This window comes from Streptomyces sp. NPDC059255, assembly GCF_042752355.1.
Taxonomy (GTDB): Bacteria; Actinomycetota; Actinomycetes; order Streptomycetales; family Streptomycetaceae; genus Streptomyces.
Window position 1 is genome coordinate 31,785 of sequence record NZ_JBHYZP010000001.1, and the last position, 25,582, is coordinate 57,366.

Annotated in this window: 20 protein-coding genes; 8 read left to right on the top strand and 12 right to left on the bottom strand. The window is 71.5% G+C overall.

Features of this window, described 5'->3' with window-relative positions; genetic code table 11:
• The first annotated feature begins 19 nt into the window (after nucleotides 1-19).
• Nucleotides 20-1,393, top strand: coding sequence for a hypothetical protein (locus ACFXKG_RS00145; RefSeq protein WP_384829813.1), 1,374 nt, complete (start codon nucleotides 20-22; stop codon nucleotides 1,391-1,393).
• A gap of 1,029 nt (nucleotides 1,394-2,422) precedes the next feature.
• Here ACFXKG_RS00145 and ACFXKG_RS00150 read toward each other — a convergent pair.
• Both ACFXKG_RS00150 and ACFXKG_RS00155 read right to left on the bottom strand, forming a co-directional pair.
• A complete protein-coding gene (locus ACFXKG_RS00150) occupies nucleotides 2,423-2,866 on the bottom strand; it encodes an ATP-binding protein (RefSeq protein ID WP_384829816.1) in 444 nt (147 codons plus the stop codon).
• Nucleotides 2,866-3,201: a hypothetical protein gene (locus ACFXKG_RS00155; RefSeq protein WP_384829819.1), complete on the bottom strand. Its 336-nt coding sequence runs from the start codon at nucleotides 3,199-3,201 to the stop codon at nucleotides 2,866-2,868. Before ACFXKG_RS00155 ends, ACFXKG_RS00150 begins: the two co-directional genes overlap by 1 nt.
• A gap of 332 nt (nucleotides 3,202-3,533) precedes the next feature.
• Between ACFXKG_RS00155 and ACFXKG_RS00160 the strand changes: the two genes are divergently transcribed.
• Both ACFXKG_RS00160 and ACFXKG_RS00165 read left to right on the top strand, forming a co-directional pair.
• On the top strand, nucleotides 3,534-4,421 hold the full coding sequence (locus tag ACFXKG_RS00160; protein ID WP_384829822.1) for a helix-turn-helix domain-containing protein: 888 nt from the start codon (nucleotides 3,534-3,536) through the stop codon (nucleotides 4,419-4,421).
• Nucleotides 4,408-4,620, top strand: coding sequence for a DUF397 domain-containing protein (locus ACFXKG_RS00165; protein WP_384829825.1), 213 nt, complete (start codon nucleotides 4,408-4,410; stop codon nucleotides 4,618-4,620). Before ACFXKG_RS00160 ends, ACFXKG_RS00165 begins: the two co-directional genes overlap by 14 nt.
• 293 nt (nucleotides 4,621-4,913) lie before the next feature.
• Here ACFXKG_RS00165 and ACFXKG_RS00170 read toward each other — a convergent pair whose 3' ends face one another.
• The 7 genes from ACFXKG_RS00170 to rsmI all read right to left on the bottom strand — a co-directional run bounded on the left by ACFXKG_RS00170 (nucleotide 4,914) and on the right by rsmI (nucleotide 11,797).
• Entirely contained in the window at nucleotides 4,914-5,456 is a 543-nt protein-coding gene (locus ACFXKG_RS00170; protein ID WP_384829828.1) for a DUF4232 domain-containing protein, read from the bottom strand.
• 211 nt (nucleotides 5,457-5,667) lie between these two features.
• Nucleotides 5,668-6,585 carry a 4-(cytidine 5'-diphospho)-2-C-methyl-D-erythritol kinase gene (locus ACFXKG_RS00175; RefSeq protein ID WP_384829831.1) on the bottom strand — a complete coding sequence of 306 codons (918 nt, stop codon included), beginning with the start codon at nucleotides 6,583-6,585 and terminating at the stop codon, nucleotides 5,668-5,670.
• Nucleotides 6,582-7,427: a 16S rRNA (adenine(1518)-N(6)/adenine(1519)-N(6))-dimethyltransferase RsmA gene (rsmA, locus tag ACFXKG_RS00180; protein WP_384831667.1), complete on the bottom strand. Its 846-nt coding sequence runs from the start codon at nucleotides 7,425-7,427 to the stop codon at nucleotides 6,582-6,584. Before rsmA ends, ACFXKG_RS00175 begins: the two co-directional genes overlap by 4 nt.
• Nucleotides 7,428-7,597: 170 nt before the next feature.
• Entirely contained in the window at nucleotides 7,598-9,043 is a 1,446-nt protein-coding gene (locus ACFXKG_RS00185; protein ID WP_384829834.1) for a ubiquitin-like domain-containing protein, read from the bottom strand.
• A 127-nt stretch (nucleotides 9,044-9,170) separates the two neighbouring features.
• Nucleotides 9,171-10,040, bottom strand: coding sequence for a TatD family hydrolase (locus tag ACFXKG_RS00190; protein WP_384829837.1), 870 nt, complete (start codon nucleotides 10,038-10,040; stop codon nucleotides 9,171-9,173).
• Between the two features lie 60 nt (nucleotides 10,041-10,100).
• Complete coding sequence (locus tag ACFXKG_RS00195) at nucleotides 10,101-10,643, bottom strand: hypothetical protein (protein WP_384829840.1); 543 nt, start codon at nucleotides 10,641-10,643, stop codon at nucleotides 10,101-10,103.
• A 128-nt stretch (nucleotides 10,644-10,771) separates the two neighbouring features.
• Nucleotides 10,772-11,797 (bottom strand): 16S rRNA (cytidine(1402)-2'-O)-methyltransferase, encoded by a 1,026-nt coding sequence (rsmI, locus tag ACFXKG_RS00200; RefSeq protein ID WP_384829842.1) that lies wholly within the window; start codon nucleotides 11,795-11,797, stop codon nucleotides 10,772-10,774.
• A gap of 53 nt (nucleotides 11,798-11,850) precedes the next feature.
• Between rsmI and ACFXKG_RS00205 the strand changes: the two genes are divergently transcribed.
• The 5 genes from ACFXKG_RS00205 to ACFXKG_RS00225 all read left to right on the top strand — a co-directional run bounded on the left by ACFXKG_RS00205 (nucleotide 11,851) and on the right by ACFXKG_RS00225 (nucleotide 23,515).
• A complete protein-coding gene (locus ACFXKG_RS00205; protein WP_384829845.1) occupies nucleotides 11,851-13,575 on the top strand; it encodes a dolichyl-phosphate-mannose--protein mannosyltransferase in 1,725 nt (574 codons plus the stop codon).
• A 260-nt stretch (nucleotides 13,576-13,835) separates the two neighbouring features.
• Nucleotides 13,836-16,934, top strand: coding sequence for a SpoIIE family protein phosphatase (locus tag ACFXKG_RS00210; RefSeq protein ID WP_384829848.1), 3,099 nt, complete (start codon nucleotides 13,836-13,838; stop codon nucleotides 16,932-16,934).
• Between the two features lie 194 nt (nucleotides 16,935-17,128).
• On the top strand, nucleotides 17,129-18,790 hold the full coding sequence (locus ACFXKG_RS00215; RefSeq protein WP_384829851.1) for a penicillin-binding transpeptidase domain-containing protein: 1,662 nt from the start codon (nucleotides 17,129-17,131) through the stop codon (nucleotides 18,788-18,790).
• A 297-nt stretch (nucleotides 18,791-19,087) separates the two neighbouring features.
• Nucleotides 19,088-22,507 (top strand): S8 family serine peptidase, encoded by a 3,420-nt coding sequence (locus tag ACFXKG_RS00220; RefSeq protein WP_384829854.1) that lies wholly within the window; start codon nucleotides 19,088-19,090, stop codon nucleotides 22,505-22,507.
• A gap of 156 nt (nucleotides 22,508-22,663) precedes the next feature.
• Nucleotides 22,664-23,515, top strand: a complete 852-nt coding sequence (locus tag ACFXKG_RS00225) for an EamA family transporter (protein ID WP_384829857.1) — start codon at nucleotides 22,664-22,666, stop codon at nucleotides 23,513-23,515.
• 29 nt (nucleotides 23,516-23,544) lie between these two features.
• Here the strand turns inward: ACFXKG_RS00225 and ACFXKG_RS00230 are convergent, their stop codons facing one another.
• The 3 genes from ACFXKG_RS00230 to ACFXKG_RS00240 form a co-directional block, all read right to left on the bottom strand.
• Complete coding sequence (locus tag ACFXKG_RS00230) at nucleotides 23,545-24,246, bottom strand: class I SAM-dependent methyltransferase (RefSeq protein ID WP_384829861.1); 702 nt, start codon at nucleotides 24,244-24,246, stop codon at nucleotides 23,545-23,547.
• A 172-nt stretch (nucleotides 24,247-24,418) separates the two neighbouring features.
• The gene (locus tag ACFXKG_RS00235) at nucleotides 24,419-24,628 is read right to left on the bottom strand and encodes a DUF397 domain-containing protein (protein ID WP_384829864.1); all 210 of its coding nucleotides are present in this window, start codon (nucleotides 24,626-24,628) and stop codon (nucleotides 24,419-24,421) included.
• Between the two features lie 5 nt (nucleotides 24,629-24,633).
• Nucleotides 24,634-25,515 (bottom strand): helix-turn-helix domain-containing protein, encoded by an 882-nt coding sequence (locus ACFXKG_RS00240; RefSeq protein WP_384831670.1) that lies wholly within the window; start codon nucleotides 25,513-25,515, stop codon nucleotides 24,634-24,636.
• Nucleotides 25,516-25,582 lie beyond the last annotated feature (67 nt).

Sequence of the window (25,582 nt, forward strand, 5' to 3'; positions counted from 1 at the left end):
CGCCGACCATTTAGCGGCCTTGACGTGGTCTCCCGCCCGCCTGGCCCAAGCCGTCAACGCCCTCCTCGGGCCCGGCTACGTCGCACGCAGCACCGTCGCCGACTGGATCGCCAAGGGCCGTATCCCCCGTGACCCGCTGCCCACCGTCACCGCACACGTCCTCGCCGAAGCCCTCGGCCGCCCTGTGCCGCTCGCCTGCCTCTGGGGGCCCGGGACGCGTTCCTCCGGCGCCTGGGTACGGGCGGACGACGGCCTTCCCTCGCCCACCGCGCCCGGCGCTACCGTGGAGACAGCCACGCAATGGGTCATCCAGGACGGGGGCGACATGGACCGCAGGACCTTCCTCGCCATCAGCGGCGCGACCTTCACCGGCCCGGCCTTCACCGCCACCGCCGCCACGCGCGCCGGCCCCGCACCCGCCCCATCACCACACGACCTCGTCGTCACACCCGCCATCACCGACGCCATCGCCACCACCGTCGATGCCGTCCGCCGGCTCGACGACGCCGAGGGAGGCGACCGATCCACCCTCCGCCATGCCCACCGGCAGTTCACCGGCGTAGCCGACTACGTGCGAGCATCCCGCTTCGCCGAAGCCGCCACCCGCACACGAACCGTCAACCTATGGGCACAACTGGCCCAGACGGTCGGCTGGATGGCGATGGACGCCGGGCTCCACGGGCTCGCACAGCGCTACTACCTGACCGGGCTGACCGCCGCCCACGAGTCCGCCGACCCGGCCCTCGCCTCCCACCTCCACGGCTGCCTCACCTACCAGGCCATCGCCCGGGGCCAGCTCCGTGACGCGATCGACCTCGCCAACGCCGGCATCGCCGCCGCCCGCAGCGCACCACCCGCCGTCCGGGCCCTGGCCGCCGCCCGGCACGCCCACGCCCACGCCGCGCTGGGAGACATCCACGGCCTACGCCAGTCCACCGACGAAGCCCAGCGCCACCTCGACCACCCCGACGCCCTCGACAGCCGCCCGCCATGGCTGTACTGGCTCACGGACCTGAGTGTGGTCACCGGGCAAAGCCTCATCACCGCCGCCTTCGCAGACAACTCGGCAACCTCTCGCCGCTCCGCGAGCCTCCTCACCGAAGCCGATCCACCGATCACCGCATGGCTCGGGACCCACGCCGAACGCACCGAGGACCGCGACGCCCTCCTCCACGGCACCTGGCTCGCCCGCTCCTACCTGCGCCGCGACAACCTCGAACAGGCCCTCACCACCGCGACCTCACTGCTCCAATACGCCTCGACCGTCCGCTCCACCCAGGTCCGGAACATCCTGCGCGACCTCGAAGCCGACCTCGCCCACCGCCACGACCTGCGCACCCACCGCAACATTCTCCAGCTACGCGCCGACCTGAAGAACATCACTCGAACCTGATCAGCGGGCGGAGCGCCCTGGCGACGGCGCCGCCACACAGGTACAGCGTCACGGGAGGACGAAGCACGCCATCGGCCGACGGGTGGGACAGGCGCCTGGGGAGGGCAGCCGATCGGGGCGGTCAGGCCACGCGGGTTCTTCTCGTACGCCCGTAGGTCGCCCGGCGGAAACGGGCAGGGGATGACCACGGTCCCGCCCCGTCAGATGGAGCCCAGGAGATGGACAAGCCCTGGCCGTCCGAGGAGGAATGGACAGCCAGGGCTTGAAAGGAGGACCAGACCAGTCAGTTGCACACGACCGACCGGCCCGGTGGCGTGTCAGTCAGATCGCCCAGGAGTCAGAGGGGCAGCCCATCCCCAGCCGTCGGCCCTCAGCCGCGCGAAGAAGGCATTCCATTCGGTCACCTCTCAGTCATTCGGTGAACCGGTTCCAGAGGGCGCGGATCGGACAGGCCACCGTCGAGACGGCAGCAGCCCCACGGGCAGTACTCAGCGCAACGTGCACCACCAACATCCCTGGCACATCGAACGCGCCATGCCGCCAGGACCGCACCTATCTTCCGGCCCACGCCGAGGGCGCAGCGAAACACACCACGGCTACCTGCCACGACTCACTGAGCCGTTCCGCGATTCGGGCACCGCGCGCAGAAAGCCCGTCGTGATCGCGCGGAATCCCGTATGCCCCGTTCGCCCGGCGTGACCGACACACCATTTCTCGCGTCCGGCACCGTAGTTGGATGGCTGCCGCACCTCGTGGCACGTCGTGCACCCCACCTCGTGAACGAGCGGACCGGCGAACGGATCATCCACCACGGACCACTTCACCCGCTGTACGAGCAGGAGCGCCGTCGGCCGGAGAACTAATACCCGGGCCCAGCCGGGCACCCGCACCGGATTCCCCACCGTGAAACGGAGCACCACCGTAAGGCCACCCGTCACGAAAAGTTCCACCGACGCGGAGGCCACTTCCCGCCATCCACCCTCGACATCCACCCAGTCACCGTTCCGCACGCGCAGTGCGCACATCTCCTCACCCACCATGGCCGCCGCCGTTCGAGCCCGGCGCCGACGTGAACGATGCCCAGACGAGTTTCCCGACGCCGTCCCGGTCTCGGACACCCCACTGATCGGCCAGCGTCTCCACGATCAGGAGACCGCGCCCCCCGTCCGAATCCCGAGTCAGGTCCGTGTCCAGCTTTTGCGGTCGCGCCGACGACGCGTCGTGCACCTCAATGCGGAGACCGTCTCCGGTCGAAAGAAACCGCGTTTCGATCTCCCTTCCCGGCACACGCCCATGGGTCACGGAGTTGGTGAGGAGTTCCGAGAGCACCAAGAGCGCCGGGTCACTCAGCTCACCGAGCCCCCAATCAGCCAGCGCCTTACTCAACTCCATGCGCGCGAGCCCAACACAGGGGGGATTCCCCCGCCACCGCAACACCACGGCATCGCTGTTCTGATTCCGGAGGTTCTTCATCAGGAGACCTCCACGCCATAGATCACGCACGGCCCGGCATCGACACCATGAGTGGCGAGCCACAGGTCACGACGGCGACGGCGCCGCAGTCGGATCTCGGCACGCTCCCAACGCTCCAACTCGTTCCGATCGCAGGGCCGCAAGAAGGCCGCATGCGTCCCATACGCGGTAGTACCGCAGCCGTGCGCGAAGATCACCGTCGAACGGAACGCCGCCAGATGACGCCGAGCCGTGGGTACCGGACGGGTCCGGGCCCCTCTCAGGCAATGGCGGTCGGCGGTCGGAAATAAGACACCCAACAGCAGGCTGATGAGGCGAAAGCTAAACTTCACCATGTTGACGCTCCTTCACAAGCGTTAGCCATGCCCCGGGACGCCCTACGTCGCCGGGGTCTTTCGCTGCCTCTTCCGCAAGGCAACGGCTCACGCACCCGGCCTGGTTGGACGTACGGGACCGTGGGCGCGCCGGAGTGCTGCGCTCAGGGACAGGAACCTGGCCCTGAGCGCAAAGACAGCATGACCCCCATTAAGGCATTTCTGCAAGACTTCATTTATTGGTCCTCATTTCTAGTCATCGAACAAATTGACTCCATTGCGTATCGCGCGCAGGGGTGCTTCCATTTCGAGTACCGAAGTGCTTCATACTGACTACAGAAGGGGGTAGGGACGTGGTGGAGGGCTCAACCGGATCGACCGTGCCGCGCCGTCAACTCGGGCGCTACTTACGCGACCTCCGCAACAAGGCGCGCCTCACCGTTCGTGCGGCGGCACGAGAGCTCGAATGGTCCGAGGCGAAGATGTGGCGCATCGAGACAGGTCAGACATCACTGCGCAGCCTCGACGTCGAGGCCATGTGCAAGATCTACGGCGCACCGGACGAACTCACCTCGGCACTCATGGGCCTCGCCAAAGAGACCAAGGCCAAGGGGTGGTGGCACGCCTACGGTGACGTGATTCCCGAGGGGTTCGACCTGTTCATCGGGCTGGAGGAGGCGGCATCCGAAATCGACTGGTACGAAAGCGAGTTGATTCCCGGCCTGCTCCAGGCCAAGGATTACGCGGAGACCATCATGCGGACGCACAACCCCGAGGAGAACGAAGAGGAGATCAATCGACGCGTTCACCTGCGACTCGCTCGGCAGGCGCTCCTCACGAGATCCTTCGAGCCCGTCACACTGAACGTCGCCGTCAGCGAGGCCGTACTGAGGCGTCCGGTTGGTGGTGGCGCGGCGATGGCGGAGCAGCTCAGGCATGTGCTGGAGGTCGGCGAGCTGCCCAACGTGACGGCCAGGGTGGTGCCCTTCAGCGCGGGGCTTCATCTGGGCGTCATGTCAGGGCCGTTCGGCATCCTGCGTTTCCCGCGCAACCCGGACGGAACGGACTCCGAGCCTCCCACCGTCTACTCGGACGGCTACACAGGAGATCTCTACCTCGACAAGCCGAACGAGGTCGCGCACTACAACAGCGCGTTCGAGAGCATCTGGAGCACAGCACTCAGCGAACAGGCGTCACGACGCCTCATCTCCGAAATGGCAGGGAGTTATGAACAAGGTTGATCTGACAGGCGCCGTCTGGATCAAGTCGAGCCGCAGCAACGGACAGTCGGCGTGCGTGGAAACCGCGTTCGTGGGCCAAGACATCGTGCCGGTGCGGGACAGCAAGGTCGCGCGAGGACCTGTCCTGGTCTTCGGTGCGGACATGTGGTCGGCATTCGTTGCCGGTGTGAAGCGCGGAGCCCTCCACGCCGGCGACTGACAGCCGCGAGCCCCTCCCGGAGAAGCCCAGCTCCGACCGGGTGGGGCTCTCGACAGCCCCCCGGACCACCTGGCACCTCGCCCCCGCCACCGCGCAGCGGGGTCGTGGTGTGTTCACGGGCTTTCAGGAGATCTGGTGCCGGAAACACAACCTCCCGGCCCCGGCGAGATGGCCGGGCCTGCTACGTGTCGGACGTGGCCACCGCGCCGCCCGGGAGCTTCAACTCGTTCCGGGGGGGGGACTGCGGTGACCACCAGCGGCACTGAACGGAAGCTCAGACGCTGTCCAGTTGGTTACTGCCCGATCGGGTTGAGGTAGGTGGCCGGGCGGGTGGCGCCGTCCTGCTTGAGGATCTGGCCGCCGAACGGCCACTTCAGGGTGAAGTGCTTCGTCTCGTTCGGCGGGGTGACCAGGAACGTCGCCGGAACGAACTTCTCCTTCTGCGGTGTGGACTTGGCCACCGGGAGCAGGGTGATGCTGAAGTCCACCGTGTCCCCCTGCTCCAGGGTCATCTTCGTGGGCGCCTCGGAGGAGCGCGCCAGCGACCAGGTGCCATCGGTCGTCTGAGCCCCGACCATGTCCACACCGGCGAAGCCGGACAGGGTGCAGGTGCGCTTGCTCTTGTTGGTGAACCAGATGTACGCCTGAGTCTGGTTCTCGGTCTGCCCCATCTCCGGCTTCGCGCCATCCCCCATGGCGAAGCCGGCCTCCAGGTCGGCGATCAGGCAGCGGGTCGGCTCTGCCTTGGCGGTGGCGGCCGAGGCCGGGAGGGCGGTAGCGGCAGTGCCGGCGACGACGACGGCAGCGAGGGCCACGGCGGTCAGCTTGCTCTTCATGAAGTTTACGGTTCCCCTTGAATACGGATCGGTGCGCGAGGTGCGCGCCCACGCCGTTGAAGATGTGCGATACCCAGGGGAGGTTCCGGTGTATCGGAGAACTTTCACAGATAACTGGGCTGCTTCGCGCGGTAGTTGGCGAGGAACATCGCCGCGGGCGACAGATCAGGCCACCGGGACGGCAACCCCGCGGAGGTGTCCGCGGGAAGTCTCAGGCACCGGGTTCCAGCACCGTGGCGCCCGGCGCCGGAGAGGCCGCCACCCGGGCGGTGCGGCAGGTTCCCGAGGCCAGCAGCGCCTCGGCCAACTCGGCGGCCGATTCGGGTGACTTGGCGAGGAAGGCCGTCGTCGGGCCCGAGCCGGAGACCAGGGCGGCCAGCGCGCCGGCCGCCGTGCCCGCCGCCAGGGTGTCCGCCAGGGAGGGGCGCAGCGCGAGGGCCGCGGGCTGGAGGTCGTTGGCCAGGGTGCCCGCCAGCGCCGCGGCGTCGCCGGTACGGAGGGCGTCGAGCAGCGCCGGGTCCGCGGCCGGAGGCGGTACGGAGGTACCGGCGGTGAGGCGGTCGAACTCCCGGAAGACGGTGGGCGTGGACAGCCCGCCGTCCGCGACCGCGAACACCCAGTGGAAGACGCCCCCGACGTCGAGGGGCGTGAGCTGTTCCCCGCGCCCGGTGCCGAGCGCCGCGCCGCCGATCAGGCTGAACGGTACGTCGCTGCCCAGCTCGGCGCAGATCGAGAGGAGTTCGTCCCGCGAGGAGTTCAGCGACCAGAGCGCGTCGCAGGCCAGCAGGGCGCCCGCGCCGTCCGCGCTGCCGCCCGCCATGCCGCCCGCGACGGGGATGTCCTTGGCGATGTGGAGGTGGACGGCCGGGTCGATGCCATGGCGCCGCGCCAGCGCGAGCGCGGCGCGCGCCGCGAGGTTCGTCGCGTCCAGGGGGACCTGGTCGGCGTCCGGGCCCTCACAGGTGATCCGGAGCGTGTCGGCGGGCGTGACCGTGATCTCGTCGTACAGGCCGACGGCGAGGAAGACGTTCGCCAGGTCGTGGAAGCCGTCGGGGCGCGCGGCGCCTACGGCGAGCTGGACGTTGACCTTGGCCGGGACCCGTACCCGTATGCGATCGGAAGGCGTCACGCGCCCGCCCCCTTCGACTCCGCGATCCGCGCGAACTCCTCCACCGTCAGCGACTCGCCGCGCGCCTGCGGCGAGACGCCCGCCGCGACCAGCGCCGCCTCCGCCGCCGGGGCCGAGCCCGCCCAGCCCGCGAGTGCCGCCCGCAGGGTCTTGCGGCGCTGCGCGAAGGCCGCGTCGACGACCGCGAAGACCTCGGCCCTGGAGGCCGTCGTCTTCACCGGTTCCGTCCTGCGTACCAGCGAGACCAGCCCGGAGTCGACGTTGGGCGCGGGCCAGAAGACGGTGCGGCCGATGGCGCCCGCCCGCTTCACGTCCGCGTACCAGTTGGCCTTGACCGACGGCACCCCGTACACCTTGTTGCCGGGCGCCGCGGCCAGCCGGTCGGCGACCTCGGACTGGACCATGATCAGGGTGCGCTCGATGGTCGGGAAGTGCTCCAGCATGTGCAGCAGCACGGGGACGGCGACGTTGTACGGCAGGTTCGCGACCAGCGCGGTCGGCGCCGGGCCCGGCAGTTCCCGTACCAGCATCGCGTCCGAGTGGACCAGCGCGAACCGCTCGGCGCGGGCCGGCATCCGGGCGGCGATCGTCGCGGGCAGGGCGGCCGCCAGGGTGTCGTCGATCTCCACCGCCGTCACCCGGTCCGCCGCCTCCAGCAGCGCCAGCGTCAGCGAGCCGAGCCCGGGGCCGATCTCCACGACGACGTCGTCGGGGCGCACCTCGGCGGTGCGGACGATCCGGCGGACGGTGTTGGCGTCGATGACGAAGTTCTGCCCGCGCTGCTTGGTCGGGCGTACGCCGAGCGCCGCCGCCAGTTCGCGGATGTCCGCGGGCCCCAGCAGGGCGTCCGGCGCGGTGGCCGACGGGGCGGATGCGGCCGACGGGGCGGGTGGGGCAGATGCGGCGGACGGGGCGTCGGAGGGGACGCCGGGGCCGCCGGGGCCGCCGGGGCCGCCGGGGCCGCCGGAAGGGACGCCGGAGGAGGCGTCGGGGACGCCGGGCTCAGTGGTGCTCACCCGGTCAGCCTACGGCCGCAGTGCGGCCACGGGCTCGCCCCCCGCTGTACGTACAGCTTCTTCGCGCGGTACGTCTGCTCGGCGGCCGGGGCGTCCTGGGGCCGTCCGCTGCCGCCGAGGGCCTGCCACGTTCCGGTGTCGAACTGGTAGAGCCCGCCGTAGTTCCCCGACGGATCGACCGCGTCCGGCCGTCCGCCCGACTCGCAGGCGGCGAGCCCGGACCAGTTCAGCCCGTCCGCGCCCGCCACGGAGTCCGGCAGCGCCTTCGTCCCGACCCTGACCCGCTGGGTGACCGGCGCGCGCACCGTCTCCGTACGGATCCGGCGCGGCTTCTGCCGTACGCCGTTGACGGTGCGCAGGGCGTACGTGATCCGGCGGGCGCCCTGGTGCCCGAGCTGGTCGACGACCTCGGTGCCGCGCGGCAGCGCGGAATCGGCGGTTCGTACGGTGTCGTACGGGACGGGCTCCTCGCGGGTCTCCTCGCCCGCCGTGACGCGCAGGACCGTGACCGTCTGGCCGTCGCGCGGGAAGCTGTCGCCCGGTACGGAGGTGGTGTCCTGGCCGCGCAGCGCGATCCCGGCCTCGGCGAGCGCCTCGGCGACGGTCGCCGCGTTCGTACGGACCGGGTGCTCGCGGCCGTCGGCGAGGAAGGTCAGGGCGCGCTCGGTCCGTACGTCCAGCGCCAGACCGTGCCGGGCGATGGCGGCGGAACGCGACACGGAGAGGTACGCGCCCTCCGCCCGCACCCCGAGCTGGCGCAGCGCGCCCTCGACCGTGCGCGCCGTGGTCCAGACGCGGTGGCGCCGCCCGTCGAGGGTGAGCAGGAGGGGGCGGCCGTGGCGGACGACGACCTCGTCGCCGTTGGCGAGCGGGGCGCCGGGCGCGGGGGCGACGACGTCGTGCGTGCCGATGTCGACGCCCTCGTGCGCGAGCAGTTCCCCGACATCGCCGGCGAAGGTGTGCATGGTGCGCGGTTCGCCGTCGACGCTGAGCCGTACGGCCTTGTCGTGGACGAGGAAGGCGGAGGTGCCGCCCGCCAGGAAGGCGACGACGAGGGCCTGCGGGACGAGCCGGCGCAGGTTCTCCGGTGCGGCGGGGGCGGCCGGTGGCTTACGGCGCCGGGACTGACCGCGCCGGGCGGGCGCCGGCGCGCGGCCGGGCGCGGGCACGGGGCCGGACGGCGGCGCGGCCCCCGGCGCGGACTGCTGGCGGGGAACGGTCGGCTCCGCCGCCTCCGCGCGCCCGGCGGACGGCGGCGCGCCCTCCAGCGTCACGGTGCCGGAAGCGGTGCCGGAAGCGGTGACGGAGGCGGCGCCGGAAGCCGATCCGGACGCGGTGCCGGACGCGACTACGGAAGCCGATCCGGAAGCGGCCGCGGAACCGGCGCCGGAACCGCGGCGCCCGCCGCGTGTCGCACGGTGACTGCCCTGTGCACTGCTCACGACGCTCCACGGGGATCCGGTGCGGGATGCCCCCGGACACTAGCGGAGCTTCGGTCACTCTCCAAAGCGGCTCGGCTACGCACCGTACGCACCCACACAGAGGTGCGGTTCAGCAGGCTCAGCAGGCTCAGTAATCGAACGCCCGGGCCGTGTTCCGCGCGATCGCCTCCGCCATCGCGTCCTCGCCGATCCCCCGCACCTCGGCCATGGCCCGCAGGGTGACGGGAATGAGATACGGCGCATTCGGCCGCCCGCGAAAGGGCGCGGGAGTGAGGAATGGGGCGTCGGTCTCGACCAGCACCAGGTCGAGCGGCGCTACGGTGAGCGCATCACGCAACGATTGAGCGTTTTTGAAGGTGACATTTCCAGCGAAAGACAGGTAATAACCGGCAGCGGCACAGATCTTCGCCATTTCAGCGTCACCGGAATAGCAATGGAAAATCGTGCGCTCCGGAGCGCCTTCCTCGGCGAGGATTCGGAGCACATCGGCGTGCGCCTCACGGTCGTGGATCACGAGCGCTTTTCCGTGGCGCTTGGCGATCTCGATGTGGGCACGGAACGAGCGTTCCTGCGCCGCCCGGCCCTCGGGGCCCGTACGGAAGTGGTCGAGCCCGGTCTCGCCGACGGCCCGCACCCGCTCCAGCGCGGCCAGCGCGTCGATCTCGGCCAGCGCCTCGTCCAGTGCCGCGTCGCCGCCGCCGGCCCGGGCGCCCTGGCGTGACCAGCCGTCGGGGTCGCCGTGCACGATGCGCGGCGCCTCGTTGGGGTGGAGCGCGACCGCCGCGTGGACGGTGTCGTACGCCGCGGCCGTCTCGGCGGCCCAGCGCGATCCCTTGACGTCGCACCCCACCTGGACCACCGTCGTCACCCCGACCGAGGCGGCCTTCTCCAGGGCCTCCGCGACGGTGCCTTCCTGCATGTCCAGGTGGGTGTGCGCGTCCGCGACCGCCACCCTGAGGGGCTCGGGCAGCGGCGGCGGAGCTTGCTTCGAACTCATGGACGCGATCCTACGGGGAGCCCTCGGGAGGCGGATCCGCCGCGGACCGGGCCCGCGCGATCACGAGCGGTGATGGTGCTGGAACGGGTGGAGGAGGTCGGAGAGGTGCCAGTGGTGATGGCTCCCGGCGGACTCTTCGGCGGGCTCTTCTGCAGGCTTTTCCGTGGACCGCTCCGGCGTCCCCCCGGACTGCCCGGCGGATATCTCCTCCGGCGGCTGCCCTTGCGTGCCCGCGCCCCCCGCGCCCTCGGCCGCCTTGGCTGCCTCGTACGCCTTTGCCGCCTTGTCGGCCTTCTGGGCCTTCGCCGTCTTCGCCGTCTTCGCCGTCTTCGCCGGGTGGTGCTGCTCGGTCATCAGCGCCCGGACCGACGAGACCTGCCCGGACCTCATGATGCGGACGACATGGCCGCCGCAGTTCTGACAGGTCGGGCTGGAGAGCGGGGAGGGAACCCGCACCCCCTCCGTCTTGTACACGACGACATTCTGGCCCGAGCCGTCGACATGATGCTCTATGTCATAAGCCTGCTCCCAGCCGTGTCCACAGCGCATGCAACAAAAGGCATATGCCTCGTGGGCTACGGCCGTGCCCGTGATCTCACTCATGCCAGCTCCTCTCCACTGACCCAGTGGACGCCTTCGAAGGCGGGAGCGCATCAGCGCCTGTCGATTATTGGATGGGTCTTGGCCTTCTCATGTCCCAATGACCCGGCACGCGGTCTGCGCTTTACATTTCACGATAGTCCTTTACCTTCGGCGGGGGCCGTGCGCGCCGCGTTTTTTGACGCGACGACAGCATCGAACACCTCCCGCTTGGGAAGGCCCGCCTCGACGGCGACCGCGGCGATGGCCTCCTTGCGCCGCTCCCCCGCCTCCTCCCTCACCCGTACCCGCCGCACCAGCTCGGCCGGGTCGAGATCGCCGGGCACCGGCTCCGGGGCGCCCGCCACGACGACGGTGATCTCGCCCCGTACGCCCTCGGCCGCCCACGCCGCCAGCTCCCCCAGCGGGCCGCGCCTGACCTCCTCGTACGTCTTGGTCAGCTCGCGGCAGACGGCGGCCCCGCGGTCGGCGCCGAAGACCTCGGCCATCGCGGCGAGCGTGTCGTCCAGCCGGTGCGGGGCCTCGAAGTAGACGAGCGTGCGCCGCTCGCCGGCGACCTCGCGCAGTTTGCCCAGCCGTTCACCCGCCTTGCGCGGCAGGAACCCCTCGAAGCAGAAGCGGTCCACGGGCAGCCCGGAGAGCGCCAGCGCGGTCAGCACCGCGGAGGGCCCCGGCACCGCCGTCACCCGGATGCCGCGCTCGACCGCCGCCGCCACCAGCCGGTAACCGGGGTCGGAGACCGACGGCATGCCCGCGTCCGTGACCAGCAGCACCCGCGCCCCGCCCGCCAGCGCCTCGACCAGCTCGGGCGTCCGCGCGGACTCGTTGCCCTCGAAGTACGACACGACCCGCCCCCGGGTGTGCACCCCCAGCGCCTGGGTGAGCCGGCGCAGCCGCCGGGTGTCCTCCGCGGCGATCACATCGGCGGTCTCCAGCTCGGCGGCGAGCCGGGGCGGCGCGTCCGTGACATCGCCGATGGGCGTGCCCGCGAGGACCAGCGTCCCGGCGCCGTCCGGAGAGGCCCCGGAGGAGGATCCCGAAGGGGATCCCGAAGGGGATCCCGAAGGGGTCACAGCACCCGCGGGCGCGGGTGCCGACGGGGCGGTCGAGGAGTGTGCCGACGGGGTTGTTCCAGGCGTTGCAGTCACATCCGCCATCCTCGCAGGGCGGGCGGCACCCCTCGCACAGCGGCGTTCCCTACGATGGCGCGGTGACCAGTACTGCGCCAGAAGCCCTCCAGGGGCCCGACGCCGACGAGAAGCAGCCCTCATGGCCTCAGCGGCTGCGCCGATTCGGCCATGCCCCGCGCCCGGTGACGGGCCTGCGTGAGCGCCTGGTGCCGCCGTACACCCGGCCCTCGGACCGGCTGTGGGCCGTGCTCGGGGTCCCTGCCCCGCTGGCCGCGCGGCTGGTCCGCTGGTCCGGGTGGGGCGGCCCGGCCCTGGTGGCGCTGGTCGCCGGGGTGCTGCGGTTCTGGAACCTGGGCCGGCCCAAGGCGGTGATATTCGACGAGACGTACTACGCCAAGGACGCCTGGGCCCTGATCAACCAGGGGTACGAGGGGAGCTGGCCCAAGGACGTCGACGCGTCGATCCTCAAGGACCCGTCCTCGGTCCCGGTGCCCACCGACCCCGGCTATGTGGTGCATCCACCGGTCGGCAAGTGGGTCATCGGCCTCGGTGAACACTTCTTCGGCTTCACCCCGTTCGGCTGGCGCTTCATGGTGGCGGTGCTCGGCACGCTCTCCGTGCTGATGCTCTGCCGGATCGGCCGCCGGCTCTTCCGCTCCACCTTCCTGGGGTGCCTGGCGGGCGCGCTGCTCGCGGTGGACGGCCTGCACTTCGTGATGAGCCGCACGGCGCTCCTCGACCTCGTGCTGATGTTCTTCGTGCTGGCCGCGTTCGGCTGTCTGCTGATCGACCGCGACCGGGCCAGAAGCAGGCTGGCGGCGGCGCTCCCGGTGGACGAGGAGGAGGGCGTGCTGCGCCCGGACGCCTCGGTCGCGGAGGGGCTGCGGCTGGGGTGGCGGCCGTGGCGGCTGGCGGCCGGACTGATGCTGGGCCTGGCCTTCGCGACGAAGTGGAACGGGCTCTACATCCTGACCGCGTTCGGGATCATGACCGTCCTGTGGGACGTGAGCGCTCGGCGCACGGCGGGCGCGGTACGGCCGTACCGGGCGGTGCTGAGGCGGGACATCGTCCCCGCGTTCTTCTCGACGGTGCCGGTCGCGCTCGCCACGTACCTCGCCTCGTGGACCGGCTGGATCGTCACCGACAAGGGGTACTTCCGGAACTGGGCCACGACCGCGGGCAAGGGCGGCAACTGGACGTGGCTGCCCGACTGGGTGCGCAGTCTGTGGCACTACGAGTACGAGGTGTACCAGTTCCACGTCAACCTGACGTCCGGCCACACCTACCAGTCGAACCCCTGGAGCTGGATCGTCCTGGGCCGCCCGGTCTCGTACTTCTACGAGGACCCGGCCCCCGGGCAGGACGGCTGCCCCGCGTCGACGGCCGGGAAGTGCGCCCGCGAGGTCCTGGCGATCGGAACGCCGCTGCTGTGGTGGGCGGGCGCCTTCGCGCTCTGTTACGTCCTGTGGCGCTGGTTCTTCCGCCGCGACTGGCGCGCGGGCGCGATCGCCTGCGCGGTGGCGGCGGGGTGGGCCCCCTGGTTCCTCTACCAGGAGCGGACGATCTTCCTCTTCTACGCGGTGGTCTTCGTCCCGTACCTCTGTCTGGCGGTGGCGATGATGATCGGCGCGATCCTGGGCCCGCGGGGCTCGGACGAACGGCGCAGGACGATAGGGGCGGTCGGCGCGGGGGTGCTGGTCCTGCTGATCGTCTGGAACTTCATCTACTTCTGGCCGCTGTACACGGGCGAGGCGATCCCGCTGGAGTCGTGGCGCAACCGGATGTGGCTGGACACCTGGGTGTAGCGGCGGGCAGGCACCGGAGCAGCGGATGGCTGAACTCCGTTGGCCGGTACGCATCCTGGTACGCCTGACATCGGACCGGGCCCTCGTCCATGGGCGGGGTCCAGATCGTGTGGCGCTCCGTATGTGCGGGGCGTGAGACGGACAAGGGATGCTCAGCCCGCTTCCGTACCGGATGTGGCCGGACACGTGAGTGCGGAGCCCGTCCACAGAGCGGGCGGACAGCACTCGCCACCCGCCGGACTTGGTGCAATTCTGTCGGTATGGCCCGACGTCCAGGGGAGCCCCGGCCCTCAACCGGCCCCCGGTCCTGGTGGCGGGCCGGGCCTCGGGCGCGGGCGAAGTCCGGGGCGCACACGGAGCCCGGGGCGCGCCCGGAGCCCGGGGGGCACACGGAGTCCGGGGCGCACACGGAGCCCGGGGGGCGCCCGGAGTCCGGGGGGCGAGCCCGGTACCGGCCGCGCACTCCCTTCTGGCAGCGGCTCACCTGGCCGCGGGTCGGCGACAGCAGCGTCGCGGGGCAGGTCTTCGTCTTCCAGGCCGTGATCGTGCTGCTGCTGGTGGCCGCCGCCGCGACCGCCGTCGTCCTCCAGGCTCACCGGGACAGTGAGAAGGAGGCGACGAATCGATCCCTCGCCGTCGCCCAGACCTTCGCGAACTCCCCCGGGATCGTGGCGGCGCTGCGCTCCCCCGACCCGACCGCCATCCTCCAGCCCCGCGCGGAGGCCGCACGGAAGCTGTCCGGCGTCGACTTCGTCGTGGTCCTGAACACGCGGGGCATCCGGTACACCCACCCCAACCCGGCCCGGATCGGCGAGCACTTCATCGGCACCTACCGACCCGCGGTGGAGGGCCACACCGTCATCGGGAAGAGCCCGGGCACGCTGGGCCCCGCCGTGTACGCGGTGGTGCCGGTCTTCGCCCCCGGCGGGAAGGTCGTCGGCCTGGTCTCCGCCGGGATCACCGTCGCCAAGGTCAGCACCGCGGTGGAGGAACAGCTTCCGGTGCTCCTCGGCGCGGCGGCCGGCGGCCTGCTGCTGACCACCGCCGGGACGGTGTTCATGAACCGCCGGCTGCGCCGGCAGACCCACGGGCTCGGACCGGCCGAGATGACCCGGATGTACGAGCACCACGACGCGGTCCTGCACGCCGTACGGGAGGGGGTGCTGATCGTCGGCGGCGACGGCCGGCTGCTGCTCGCCAACGACGAGGCGGCCCTCCTGCTGGACCTCCCCCGGTACCCCGAGGGCCGGCATGTCACGGAGCTGGGGCTCGCCCCGGAGGCGGCGCGGCTGCTCGCCTCCGAGCAGGTCGCCGACGACGAGGTGGTGACCACCGGGGACCGGCAGCTCGTGGTCAACCGCCGCCCCACCGACCAGGCCGGCGGCCCCGCGGGCTGGGTGACCACGCTGCGCGACTCCACCGAACTGCGCGCGCTCTCCGGGCGCGCCGAGACGGCCCGCGGCCGGCTCACCCTGCTCTACGAGGCGAGCACGCAGATCGGCACCACCCTGGACGTCACACGGACGGCCGAGGAGCTGGCCCGGGTGGCCGTCCCCCGCTTCGCCGACTTCGTCACCGTCGATCTCGCCGAACCCGTCCTGCGCGGCAAGGAGCCGGGCCCCGCGACCGCCGACGGGCACGGTCTGCGCCGGATCGCCCTGAACGGCGTCGCGGACGACTCGCCGCTCTACCGGGTCGGCGTCGAGTTCAGCCTGATGGAGTCCACCCCGCAGAGCGAGAGCCTGGCCAGCGGGGAGCCCGTGCTCACCACCGACCTGCACTCCTCGGACACCTGGAGCCTGCACGACCCGGAGCGCGGCGAGCTGCTGCTGGCGTACGGATTCCACTCCTTCATCACCGTTCCGCTGCTGGCCAGGGGCGTGCTCATGGGGATGGTGAACTTCTGGCGCGGGCAGCGCCCCGAGCCCTTCGAGCCGGACGACCTCTCCCTGGCCGGCGAGCTGGCCGCCCGCGCGGCCGTGTGCATCGACAACGCGCGCCGCTACACGCACGAGCACACGATGGCGGTGGTGCTCCAGCACAGCCTGCTGCCCAACCGGCTGCCGGACCAGAGCGCCCTCGACCTCGCCTACCGCTATCTGCCGGCCGAGTCCGGTGTGGGCGGCGACTGGTTCGACGTCCTCACCCTGCCGGGCGCGCGGGTGGCGCTGGTGGTGGGCGACGTGGTCGGGCACGGGCTGCACGCCGCCGCGACGATGGGGCGGCTGCGGACCGCGGTCGCCAACTTCTCGGCGCTCGACCTGCCGCCCGAGGAACTGCTCGGGCATCTGGACGAGCTGGTCAGCCGGATCGACGAGGAGGAGGGCGGATACGACCCCGAGGCCGCCGAGGCCGACATGGCCGCCGGGGCCACCGATACCAACGGGGCCGCCGAGGCCGCCGGGGCCGGGATCGGACCCGCCGGCTCCTCCCGGGCGTCCGGCGCCACCCGGGCCCCTGACGCCGCCCGGACCGGCGACGCCGCCCAGGCCCCCGACTCCTCCTGGGCCGTCGACTCCTCCGACTCCTCCCGGAGCACCGAGGACACCGCTCAGCTCTCCGGGGGCAGAACCCCGGTCACCGGGGCCACCTGCGTGTACGCGGTCTACGACCCGGCCTCGGGGCGCTGCACGGTGGCCCGCGCCGGGCACCCGCCGCCCGCCCTGGTCCACCCGGACGGCACCGCCGAGTTCCTGGACCTGCCGGCCGGGCTGCCGCTCGGGCTCGGCGGGCTGCCGTACGAGACGACGGAGTTCACGCTGCCGGAGGGCAGCCGGCTGGTGCTGTACACGGACGGGCTGGTCGAGGACCGCAGGTGGGACATCGACGTGGGTCTGGAGCGGCTGCGCACGACGCTCGCCGGGACGACCGGACCGGACCCGGAGGCCACCTGCGAGTCGGTGCTCACCGCGCTGGTCCCCGACCGGCCGGGGGACGACATCGCCGTACTCGTCGCCCGTGTCCGCCGGATCGAGGCGGACCGGATCGCCGAATGGAGCGTGCCGCCCGACCCGGCCGCGGTGGCCGGCGTACGCGCCGAGGTCAGCGACCGGCTCACCGCATGGGGGCTGGAGGAGGCGGCGTTCACCACCGAACTGGTGCTGAGCGAGCTGATCACCAACGCGATCCGGTACGCCACCGGGCCCATCGGGGTCCGGCTGCTGCGGGACCGTACGCTGATCTGCGAGGTCTCCGACACCAGCTCCACCTCCCCGCATCTGCGCACCGCCGCGGCCACCGACGAGGGCGGGCGGGGGCTCTTCCTGGTCGCCCAGTTCGCGGACCGCTGGGGGACCCGGTACACGGCGGGCGGCAAGGTCATCTGGACGGAGACGGCACTGCCCCGCGGCGGCGGCTGAGCACGGTCGCGACGAGTGACGGCGGCCCTCTTCCGGGTGACGGCGGCCCTCTGTCGCAGTCCTGTAACGCTCGCCCCGTGTGACTCAACCCTCCCGTAGAGTTCCCAGTCGATGACTTCCTTGAACACGCTCACACGCGAGTTGAACATGTTCAGATGTTCAAGGGGGCACCTGGGGAGGGGTGACCACCACTCATGCGCAGTGGAGCGAAGACCGCCGTCATAGGCGGAGTGTTTCTCGTGTTCGCCGGTGGAGTGGGTTACGGCGCGTACAACGTCTACAACGGGATGACCGGCGGGAGCACGGACGCGGCGACCAAGTCGGCGTCCACGACGGTCAAGACCGGCCCGCTGAGCGCCGCCGAGATCGACCAGGCGTCCAAGGACTTCCTGACCAAGTGGGCGGAGGGCGGTGACGCGGCGGCCGTCGCGCAGCTCACCAACGACCCGACCGCCGCGACGCCCGTCATCGGCGCGTACCGCACCGAGGCCCGGGTCACCGACGCGGTGATCACTCCGGGCCCGGCGGTCGGCGCGAAGGTTCCGTTCACCGTCAAGGCGACGGTCGAGCTGGACGGCGCGAGCAAGCCGTGGTCGTACGAGTCCGAACTGACCGTGGTACGCGGGAAGTCGACCGGCCGGCCGCTGGTCTCCTGGGCCCCGTCGGTGATCCACCCGAAGCTGACCGGGGACAACCGCCTCGAAACGGCGGAGGCGTCCGTACCGCCGATCAAGGCGGTCGACCGCAACGGCGTCGAGCTGACGAAGGAGAAGTACCCGTCGCTCGGGTCCGTCCTCGACCAGCTCCGCGAGCGGTACGGCAAGGAGGCGGGCGGCTCGGCCGGCATCGAGCTGATCCTGAAGAGCGACACCGGGGCGGACGGCACCACCGCCCCCGGGGCCACCGCCGACGAGACGCTCCTGACCCTCGCCGAGGGCAAGGAGGGCACGCTGAGGACGACGCTGGACGCGAAGGTCCAGGAGGCGGCCGAGCGTTCGGTGAAGAAGTACAGCGAGGCGTCGGTCGCGGCGGTCAAACCGAGCACGGGCGAGATCCTGGCCGTGGCCAACAACCGCAAGGACGGCTTCAACGCGGCGATGCTCGGCAAGCAGGCCCCCGGCTCCACGATGAAAATCGTGACGGCGGCGATGCTGCTGGAGAAGGACCTGATCGGCGCGGACCGCGTCGCCGAGTGCCCGAAGAACGCGACGTACATGGGCCGTGTCTTCAAGAACCTGGACGACTTCTCCATCGACGGCGCGCCGTTCTCGCAGAGCTTCGCCCGCTCCTGCAACACCGCCTTCATCAAGCTGATCGACGACACGAAGGACGACGGCGCGCTGCCCAAGGAGGCGGCGGAGGTCTTCGGCATCGGCCTCGACAACTGGAAGACCGGCGTCGCGTCCTTCGACGGCTCCATCCCGACGTCGACGGGCGCCGAGGCGGCCGCGCAGTACATCGGGCAGGGCACGGTCCAGATGAACGTCCTCAACATGGCGTCCATCACCGCGACCGCCAAGAACGGCACGTTCAAGCAGCCGGTCATCGTCTCCCCCTCGCTGGACGACCGGGAGATCGCGACGGCGGCGCGCTCGCTGCCGTCGGGCGTGGCGCAGCAGTTGCGCTCCATGATGCGGCTGACGGCGACGAGCGGTACGGGCGCGAACGCGATGTCCGGGCTCGGCGGGGACAAGGGCGCGAAGACCGGCTCCGCGGAGGTCGACGGCCAGGAAACGTCGAACAGCTGGTTCACCGGATACCACAACGACCTCGCCGCGGCGGCGGTCGTGGAGGCCGGCGGCCACGGCGGCGACGCGGCGGGCCCGGTGGTGGCGGCGGTGCTGGCGGCGGGGTGAACGGGAGGGGCGGCGCTCTCCGGTGCGTAACTCCGCGCCGCTCCTCCATACTCCGCGCGCCGCTCCTCCGTACTCCGCGCGGCGCTCCTCCATCCCTTTGCGGACCCCTCACCCAGGAAGCCGTGACTGCCTGACAACCCCGGTGGTCCCCCGGCCCGTCTGAAGGGCGAGCCGTGTGACGTACGGGGTGAGGCGCCGGGTTTCCGGGCCGCGGGACGGCTCCTGTCCGATGGCCGGAGTTGAGGGGTTCAGGTGGAGTTGCGCGCAGGACAAAGACGTGCGGCCGTGGTGGCGGGGGTGGCCTCCGCGGCCCTTCTGCTGGGCGGCGTTCCCGGAGGGGCGGCCCAGGCCGCACCGGCCGGTGAGATGGCGGACGGGCGTTCCGGGGCGGTGACACCGGGCACGGGCGGCGGCGCCGGGGCCAAGCCGACGAAGACGGCGAAGACGGCGAAGACGGCGAAGACGGTGCGAACGGTGACGCTGGTCACCGGCGACCGCGTCCTTCTGGACGGCGCCGGCCAAGTGGCCGGGGTGCAGCGAGCAAAGGGCCGCGAGCGGATACCGTTCTCGGTCCGCACCGTCGACGGGCACACCCGGGTGGTGCCCGGTGACGCCCAACTGCTCCTCGCACAGGGCAAGCTGGACGCCCGGCTGTTCGACGTGACCCAGCTGGTGGCGGACGGCTACGACGACGCCGGCCGTTCCGACCTGCCGCTGATCGTCACGTTCCGGGGCGAGAAGGCGCCCTCGATGAGCCCGTTCACCGGGGCCGGGGCGAGGATGGGCCGTGCGCTTCCCGTCGTCAACGGCAAGGCGATGCGCCCCGTGAAGAAGCGTGGCGCCGCCTTCTGGAACGCGGTGACCGACGCCAACACCAACACCCACACCGGGTTCACCGTCTCGACGGCGGTGGAGAAGGTGTGGCTGGACGGCAGGCGCCGGGCCGCCCTCGACAAGAGCGTGCCGCAGATCGGCGCGCCCACGGCCTGGGCAGCAGGCTACGACGGCACCGGCGTCAGAATCGCCGTACTGGACACGGGTATCGACACGACCCACCCCGACCTGGCGGACCGGGTGATCGCGGAGAAGGACTTCTCCGGTTCCTCCGGTACCGGCGACAAGCAGGGCCACGGCACCCATGTGGCGTCCACCGCGGCCGGTACGGGCGCCAGGTCCGGGGGCGCCTACAAGGGCGTCGCCCCGGGTGCCCGGCTCCTGAACGGCAAGGTCCTCGACGACAGCGGCTTCGGCTCCGACTCCGGCGTCATCGCGGGCATGGAGTGGGCGGTCGCCGAGCAGGCCGACATCGTCAACCTCAGCCTCGGCGGAACGGACTCCCCCGGTATCGACCCGATGGAGGAGACCGTCAACCGGCTCTCCACCGAGACGGACACCCTCTTCGTCGTCGCGGCGGGCAACGAGGGCGAGTTGGGCGAGGGGACCGTCGGCTCGCCCGGCAGCGCCGACGCCGCGCTCACCGTCGGCGCGGTCGACGCGGCCGACCGGCTCGCGGACTCCTCCAGCCGGGGCCCGCGCTACGGTGACGGCGGCGTCAAGCCCGACCTGACCGCGCCCGGCGTCGGGATCACGGCCGCCGCGGCCGCCGGCAGCGTCCTGGAGGAGCTGTTCCCCTCCGACGTACCCGGCTACCTCACCATCGACGGCACCTCCATGGCGACCCCGCATGTCGCGGGCGCCGCCGCGATCCTCGCCCAGCGACACCCCGACTGGAGCGGCGAGCGCATCAAGGCCGCCCTCACCGGTTCGGCGAAGCCGGGCCCGTACAGCTCCTTCCAGCAGGGCACGGGCCGCACCGACGTCGCCCGGGCGCTGGAGCAGAGCGTCGTCACCGAGCAGGGGCCGATCGGCTTCGGCCGGCAGCAGTGGCCGCACGGCGACGACGAACCGGTGACCGAGCCGCTCACCTACCGCAACCTCGGTACCGAGCCGGTCACCCTGGAGCTGTCCGTCGACGCCTTCGCGGTGGACGGCAAGCCCGCCGCCGAGGGCATGTTCACGGTGTCACCGCGGCGGCTCACCGTCCCGGCGGGCGGCGAGGCGAACGCCTCCGTCACGGCGGACACCCGCGCCGGCAGCGCCGACGGCACCTTCGGCGGCTCGGTGGCCGCCGCCTCGGCCGACGGCAGGATCCAGGCGCGCACCGCCGTCGGCGTGGAGCGCGAGGCCGAGTCGTACGAGCTGACGCTGAAGCACATCGACGAGAACGGCGCGCCGACCGGCGACGCCCTCACCTCCGTCGCGGGCTTCGACACCGACTTCTACGCCGACCACGCCCCCGGGCAGGACGGCGCACTCACGGTGCGGCTGCCCAAGGGCGACTACACCCTCAACAGCGCGATCCACCCCCTGCTCACCTCGCCCACCCACGCCATGCTGGCGCAGCCGAGGCTGCGGCTCGACAAGGACACCACCGTCACCGTCGACGCCCGGCAGGCACAGCCGGTGGAGATCACCCTGCCCGACCCGGCGGCCGAGAACAACGACGCCTCGGTCGTGATCGGCTTCGAACGCGGCGAGGGGCTGCGCGGCGCCGGCCTCCAGTACCTTCTGCCGACCTACGAGGGTGCGCGGTTCGGGCAACTCGGCTCCGGGGAACCCGTGGACGGGCTGTACACCCAGTATTCCGGCGGCTGGACCCGCCAGGACGACGAGGGCAGGCCGGTCAACTACCGCCTGGCCTGGGACCGGGGCAGCCGGCTGGGCGGCTTCACCACCCGGGTCGAGCGGAAGCAGCTGGCCGAGGTCGACTTCCAGGCGGGCGTGGCCGTCGAGGGCCGGCGCGTCCAGGTCGAACTGTCTCCCCACACGCCCGACGGCGGTCTGGTGCGCACCTTCGTCGACCTGAGGGGGAAGCTGCCGCTGCGGACCACCGACTACATCCTCGACAACGGCGTCGCGTGGTCGTACCGCATGTGGCAGCTCTCGGGCGAAGGGGACGAGACGGTCTTCGAGAACTTCCTCATGAGGACGCCCAGGACCTGGGAGGCGGGCCGCAGTTACCGCGAGCTGTTCAACGTCGGCGTCTTCGGCCCCGCTCTCGGCGGGCCGGGGGACGGCGGACCGGAGCAGGGATACCCCGGTGCCACCCGGAACGGAAACGTCATCAGGGCCTATCTGCCGCTGTACGGCGACGGCGCCGGGCACTGGGGCATCAGCGGCCTCACCTCGGCGCGGTCCTCGCTGGAGGCGGGCGGCAAGGAGATCCCCGACGACCACGGCATCCCCCCGACCGACGGCGTCACCGAGTACACCGTTCCCGCCGGGGAGAGCGCGTACCGGCTCACTGTGGACAGTTCCCGTGACCGGGCGGTGCACCCGCTCAGCACCCGGGTCCGCGCGGAGTGGACCTTCCGTTCCGGCGAGACCTCCGGGGACGGGCCGGCCCGGCTGCCGCTGTCGGTGATCCGCTTCTCGCCCGAACTGACCCTGGCCGGCACGGCGAAGGCGGGCGAGCGGTTCGAGGTGCCCTTCAGCGTCGCGGGCGCCGCCGCCGGGGCGCGGCCCGCGAAGCTCGCCTTCGAGGTGTCGTACGACGAGGGCGCCACCTGGCAGCCCGCCGAGGCGGTCAACGGCACGCACCTGTCACTGCGGCACCCGGCCGAGGCGGGATCCGTCTCGCTGCGGGCCGAGCTGACCGACCGCGACGGCAACACCCTGGCGCAGACGATCGAACGCGCCTACACCACCACCCGGTGATCCCCCGCGCCCGGGTCGGCATCGACGCCGCCCCGGGCACGGCTCCGGCGAAGTGACGTGCCGTCCGCGCGGAAGGGGCACTAGCGTGCCCGGCATGACCACCCCCGGCACCACACCCGGCGCCCTACCCGTAGCCCGGACCCCGGGGCCCGAGGCGTGACCCCGCTCGTCGTGGCCGCGGTCCTGGTCGCCGCGCTGACGCACGCCACGTGGAACGCGATCGCGCACACGATCAAGGACCAGCTCGTCGCGTTCACCCTGATCTGCGGGGGCTCGGCGGTCCTCAGCGCGGTCGTCGCCTGCTTCGTCCCTCTGCCGGACGCGGCGGCGTGGCCGTATCTGATCGTCTCCGCACTGCTCCACGTCGGCTACATGGCCCTGCTCATGCGCTCGTTCACGCTCGGGGACTTCGGCCAGATGTACCCGATCGCGCGCGGCACGGCCCCGCTGGCGGTGACGGTCGCGGCCGACGTCCTCGTCGGCGAGACGATGGACGCGTGGCAGACGGCGGGCGTCGCGGTTGCCTCGGCGGGGCTGACGGGGGTGGCGCTGTGGGGCATACGGGGCCCTCGTACGGCGCGCCAGTGGCCGGCGCTGCTGGCCGCGCTGGCGACGGGCCTGTCGATCGCCGCGTACACGGTCGTGGACGGGGTGGGCGTACGCAGCGCGGGCTCACCGATCGGCTACATCGCCTGGCTGCTGATCCTCCAGGGCCCCCTGATCCCGGCCTACGCGCTCTGCGCCCGCCGGGGCCGCCTCCTCCCCCAACTCCGCCCGCACGCCCGCCTGGGCCTGCTCGGCGCGGCCCTCTCGATGCTCGCGTACGGCCTGGTCCTCTGGGCCCAGACCCGCGCGCCGCTGGGCCCGGTCTCAGCGCTGCGGGAGTCCTCGATCATCGTGGGCGCGGTCATCGGAACGGTGTTCTTCAAGGAGCGCTTCGGGGCGCCGAGAATCGTGGCGGCGGCGCTGATGGTGGCCGGCATCGGGCTGATGCTGCACGTGGGCTGACACGAACGCGGCCCAGGCGGCGGGGGCGCTCAAGGCCGCCGTACCGCGCTCACCAGGAGCGTGCCCGCGGCGCGCGGCCCGGCGCCCCTGGGCGGCAGCAGGTCGACGCCGATCCCGGTGAAGCCTGCCTCGTCCAGGACCTTCACCCAGACGTGCTCCTGGAGCACCCAGCGGCGCATGGTGGTCGCTTCCCCTTCCGGGGTCTTCGCCGGGACATCGGCCGCCACGACGTCCGGTTGGGCGACGGCGCCACCGAGGTAGTGCGCCAGAGTGGAGAACACAAGCCGCCCGCCCGGCTTGAGGGCGTCGGCCGCCGCCGGCAGCAGTTGACGCGGGTCGGTGAAGTCGATCGCGCCGAAGACGCTGTACAGCACGTCGTAGGTACCGGTGGTCGCGTGGAGATGCGACACGGCGTCGGAGCGCACGATGCGCAGGCGTGGGCTGAGGTGACCGAAAAGCTCGGTGGCCATCGCGTTCTGCGCGGGCGAGGCGTCTGCGGCGACGACTCGGGCGGGCCCGTGCCGGGCGACGAGGTGAGCGGCATGGCGGCCGGCCCCGGCCCCGAGGTCCCCGACGATCCGTCCCGACAGTTCCCCCAGAACTTCCGGACCGGGACCACAGTCCTGGCTCCAGACCCACCGGAACGCCTCGGGGACGGCACGGTCGCGCTCGGCGCGGGCGCGGCCGTAGTGGTGCCAGAGGTCCGAGGAGGTGATCGTCACTCGCACCATACTGACGGGCGGGGCCTGGCGCGGGGCCGGTTCCGGGAAAAGTCACCTTGGCGTGTACGGGGCCCCTGCCGGGTCCGCCAGGGCCCCGTACATCCCCTCGGTCAGTGCGAGTCGTTGCCAGGGTGGCACGGGCCGCAGTCCGCGGCGTCCGCGACCTGCGCACCGCCGTGCTTCAGCAAGGACGCCAACAGACGGCCTGATGCTGCAGCGGGGCTGACGCGAACGCGGCCCAGGCGGCGGGGGTGAGGTGGAGTACGGGGCCTGCGGGGTCCTTGGAGTCACGAACGGCGACGACGGTCGGGACGTTGAGGGCGACTTCTACGCACTCCTGCCCGGCATTTCCACCGCTGTAGCTGGACTTCGTGAACTCGAACGCGGGCACGCGAACTACAACTCCTTGAGAACCTCACCGATCAGTGCGACCGAGTTTCGCTGCGCGAGACCCAGCCTAGCGATTCGGTCGAACAGTTGGCCGTGGTGCGCGGCATCAGTATCACCCTCCAGCCACAGGGTCGTCGACGTCGTGTCCATGTGCACTACGTCGAGGGCGCCCTGCTCGGCAAACGAGACGATCGTAAAGGCGCTGGTCATGCCCGGGTGCGCACCTCCGAGATAGGGCACCACCTGCAACTTGACGTTCGGCTGCGTGGCCACGTCCAGGAGATGCCCAAGCTGCTCCCTCATGACCTGTCGTCCGCCCACGAGTTGACGGAGGGCAGCTTCATGGACGATCGGCCAGAGCTCCAAAGGGCGTTCCCCGACCAGCCGCGCCTGGCGAGCCATCCGGGACTCGACAAACGAGTCGATCTCATCGGGATCCGCCCAGGAACCGTTCCCCACAGCGAGCGCCCGGGCGTAGTCGGGCGTCTGCAACAGGCCCGGGACAATCGCCAGTTGCCACGTCCGGATGCGGGTTGCGATGTCTTCGAGCGCTACGTACTCGACCATCTGCTGCAGCTCCGGATACTGATTCCACCAGCCACGGGCCTTGCGGCGGTCACGATCGGCTTTCGCAAGGATCAGCAGCTTGTCGAGAGCCTTCGCGCCTTCTTCCCCGTACAGGTGACAGAGCGCTCGAATGTCGGGATCCCGTATGGGGACCAACCCACGCTCGATTTTCGCAACCTTGGCGACCGAAGCCGTCAACGCGTCGGCCGCATGTGCCTGGCGAAGACCATGAGCCTCACGCATCCGTAGCAACTCCCCACCAAGCCGCCGCCCGAGAACAGTCGAGACCGACTTTCCTCGGTCCGGATTGGTACCTCCCACAACCTGCTCCCCTCTGGTGAATCGCCTCAGTTTGGAGCCTTTGACGACCAGACACAACTCGCGTAGA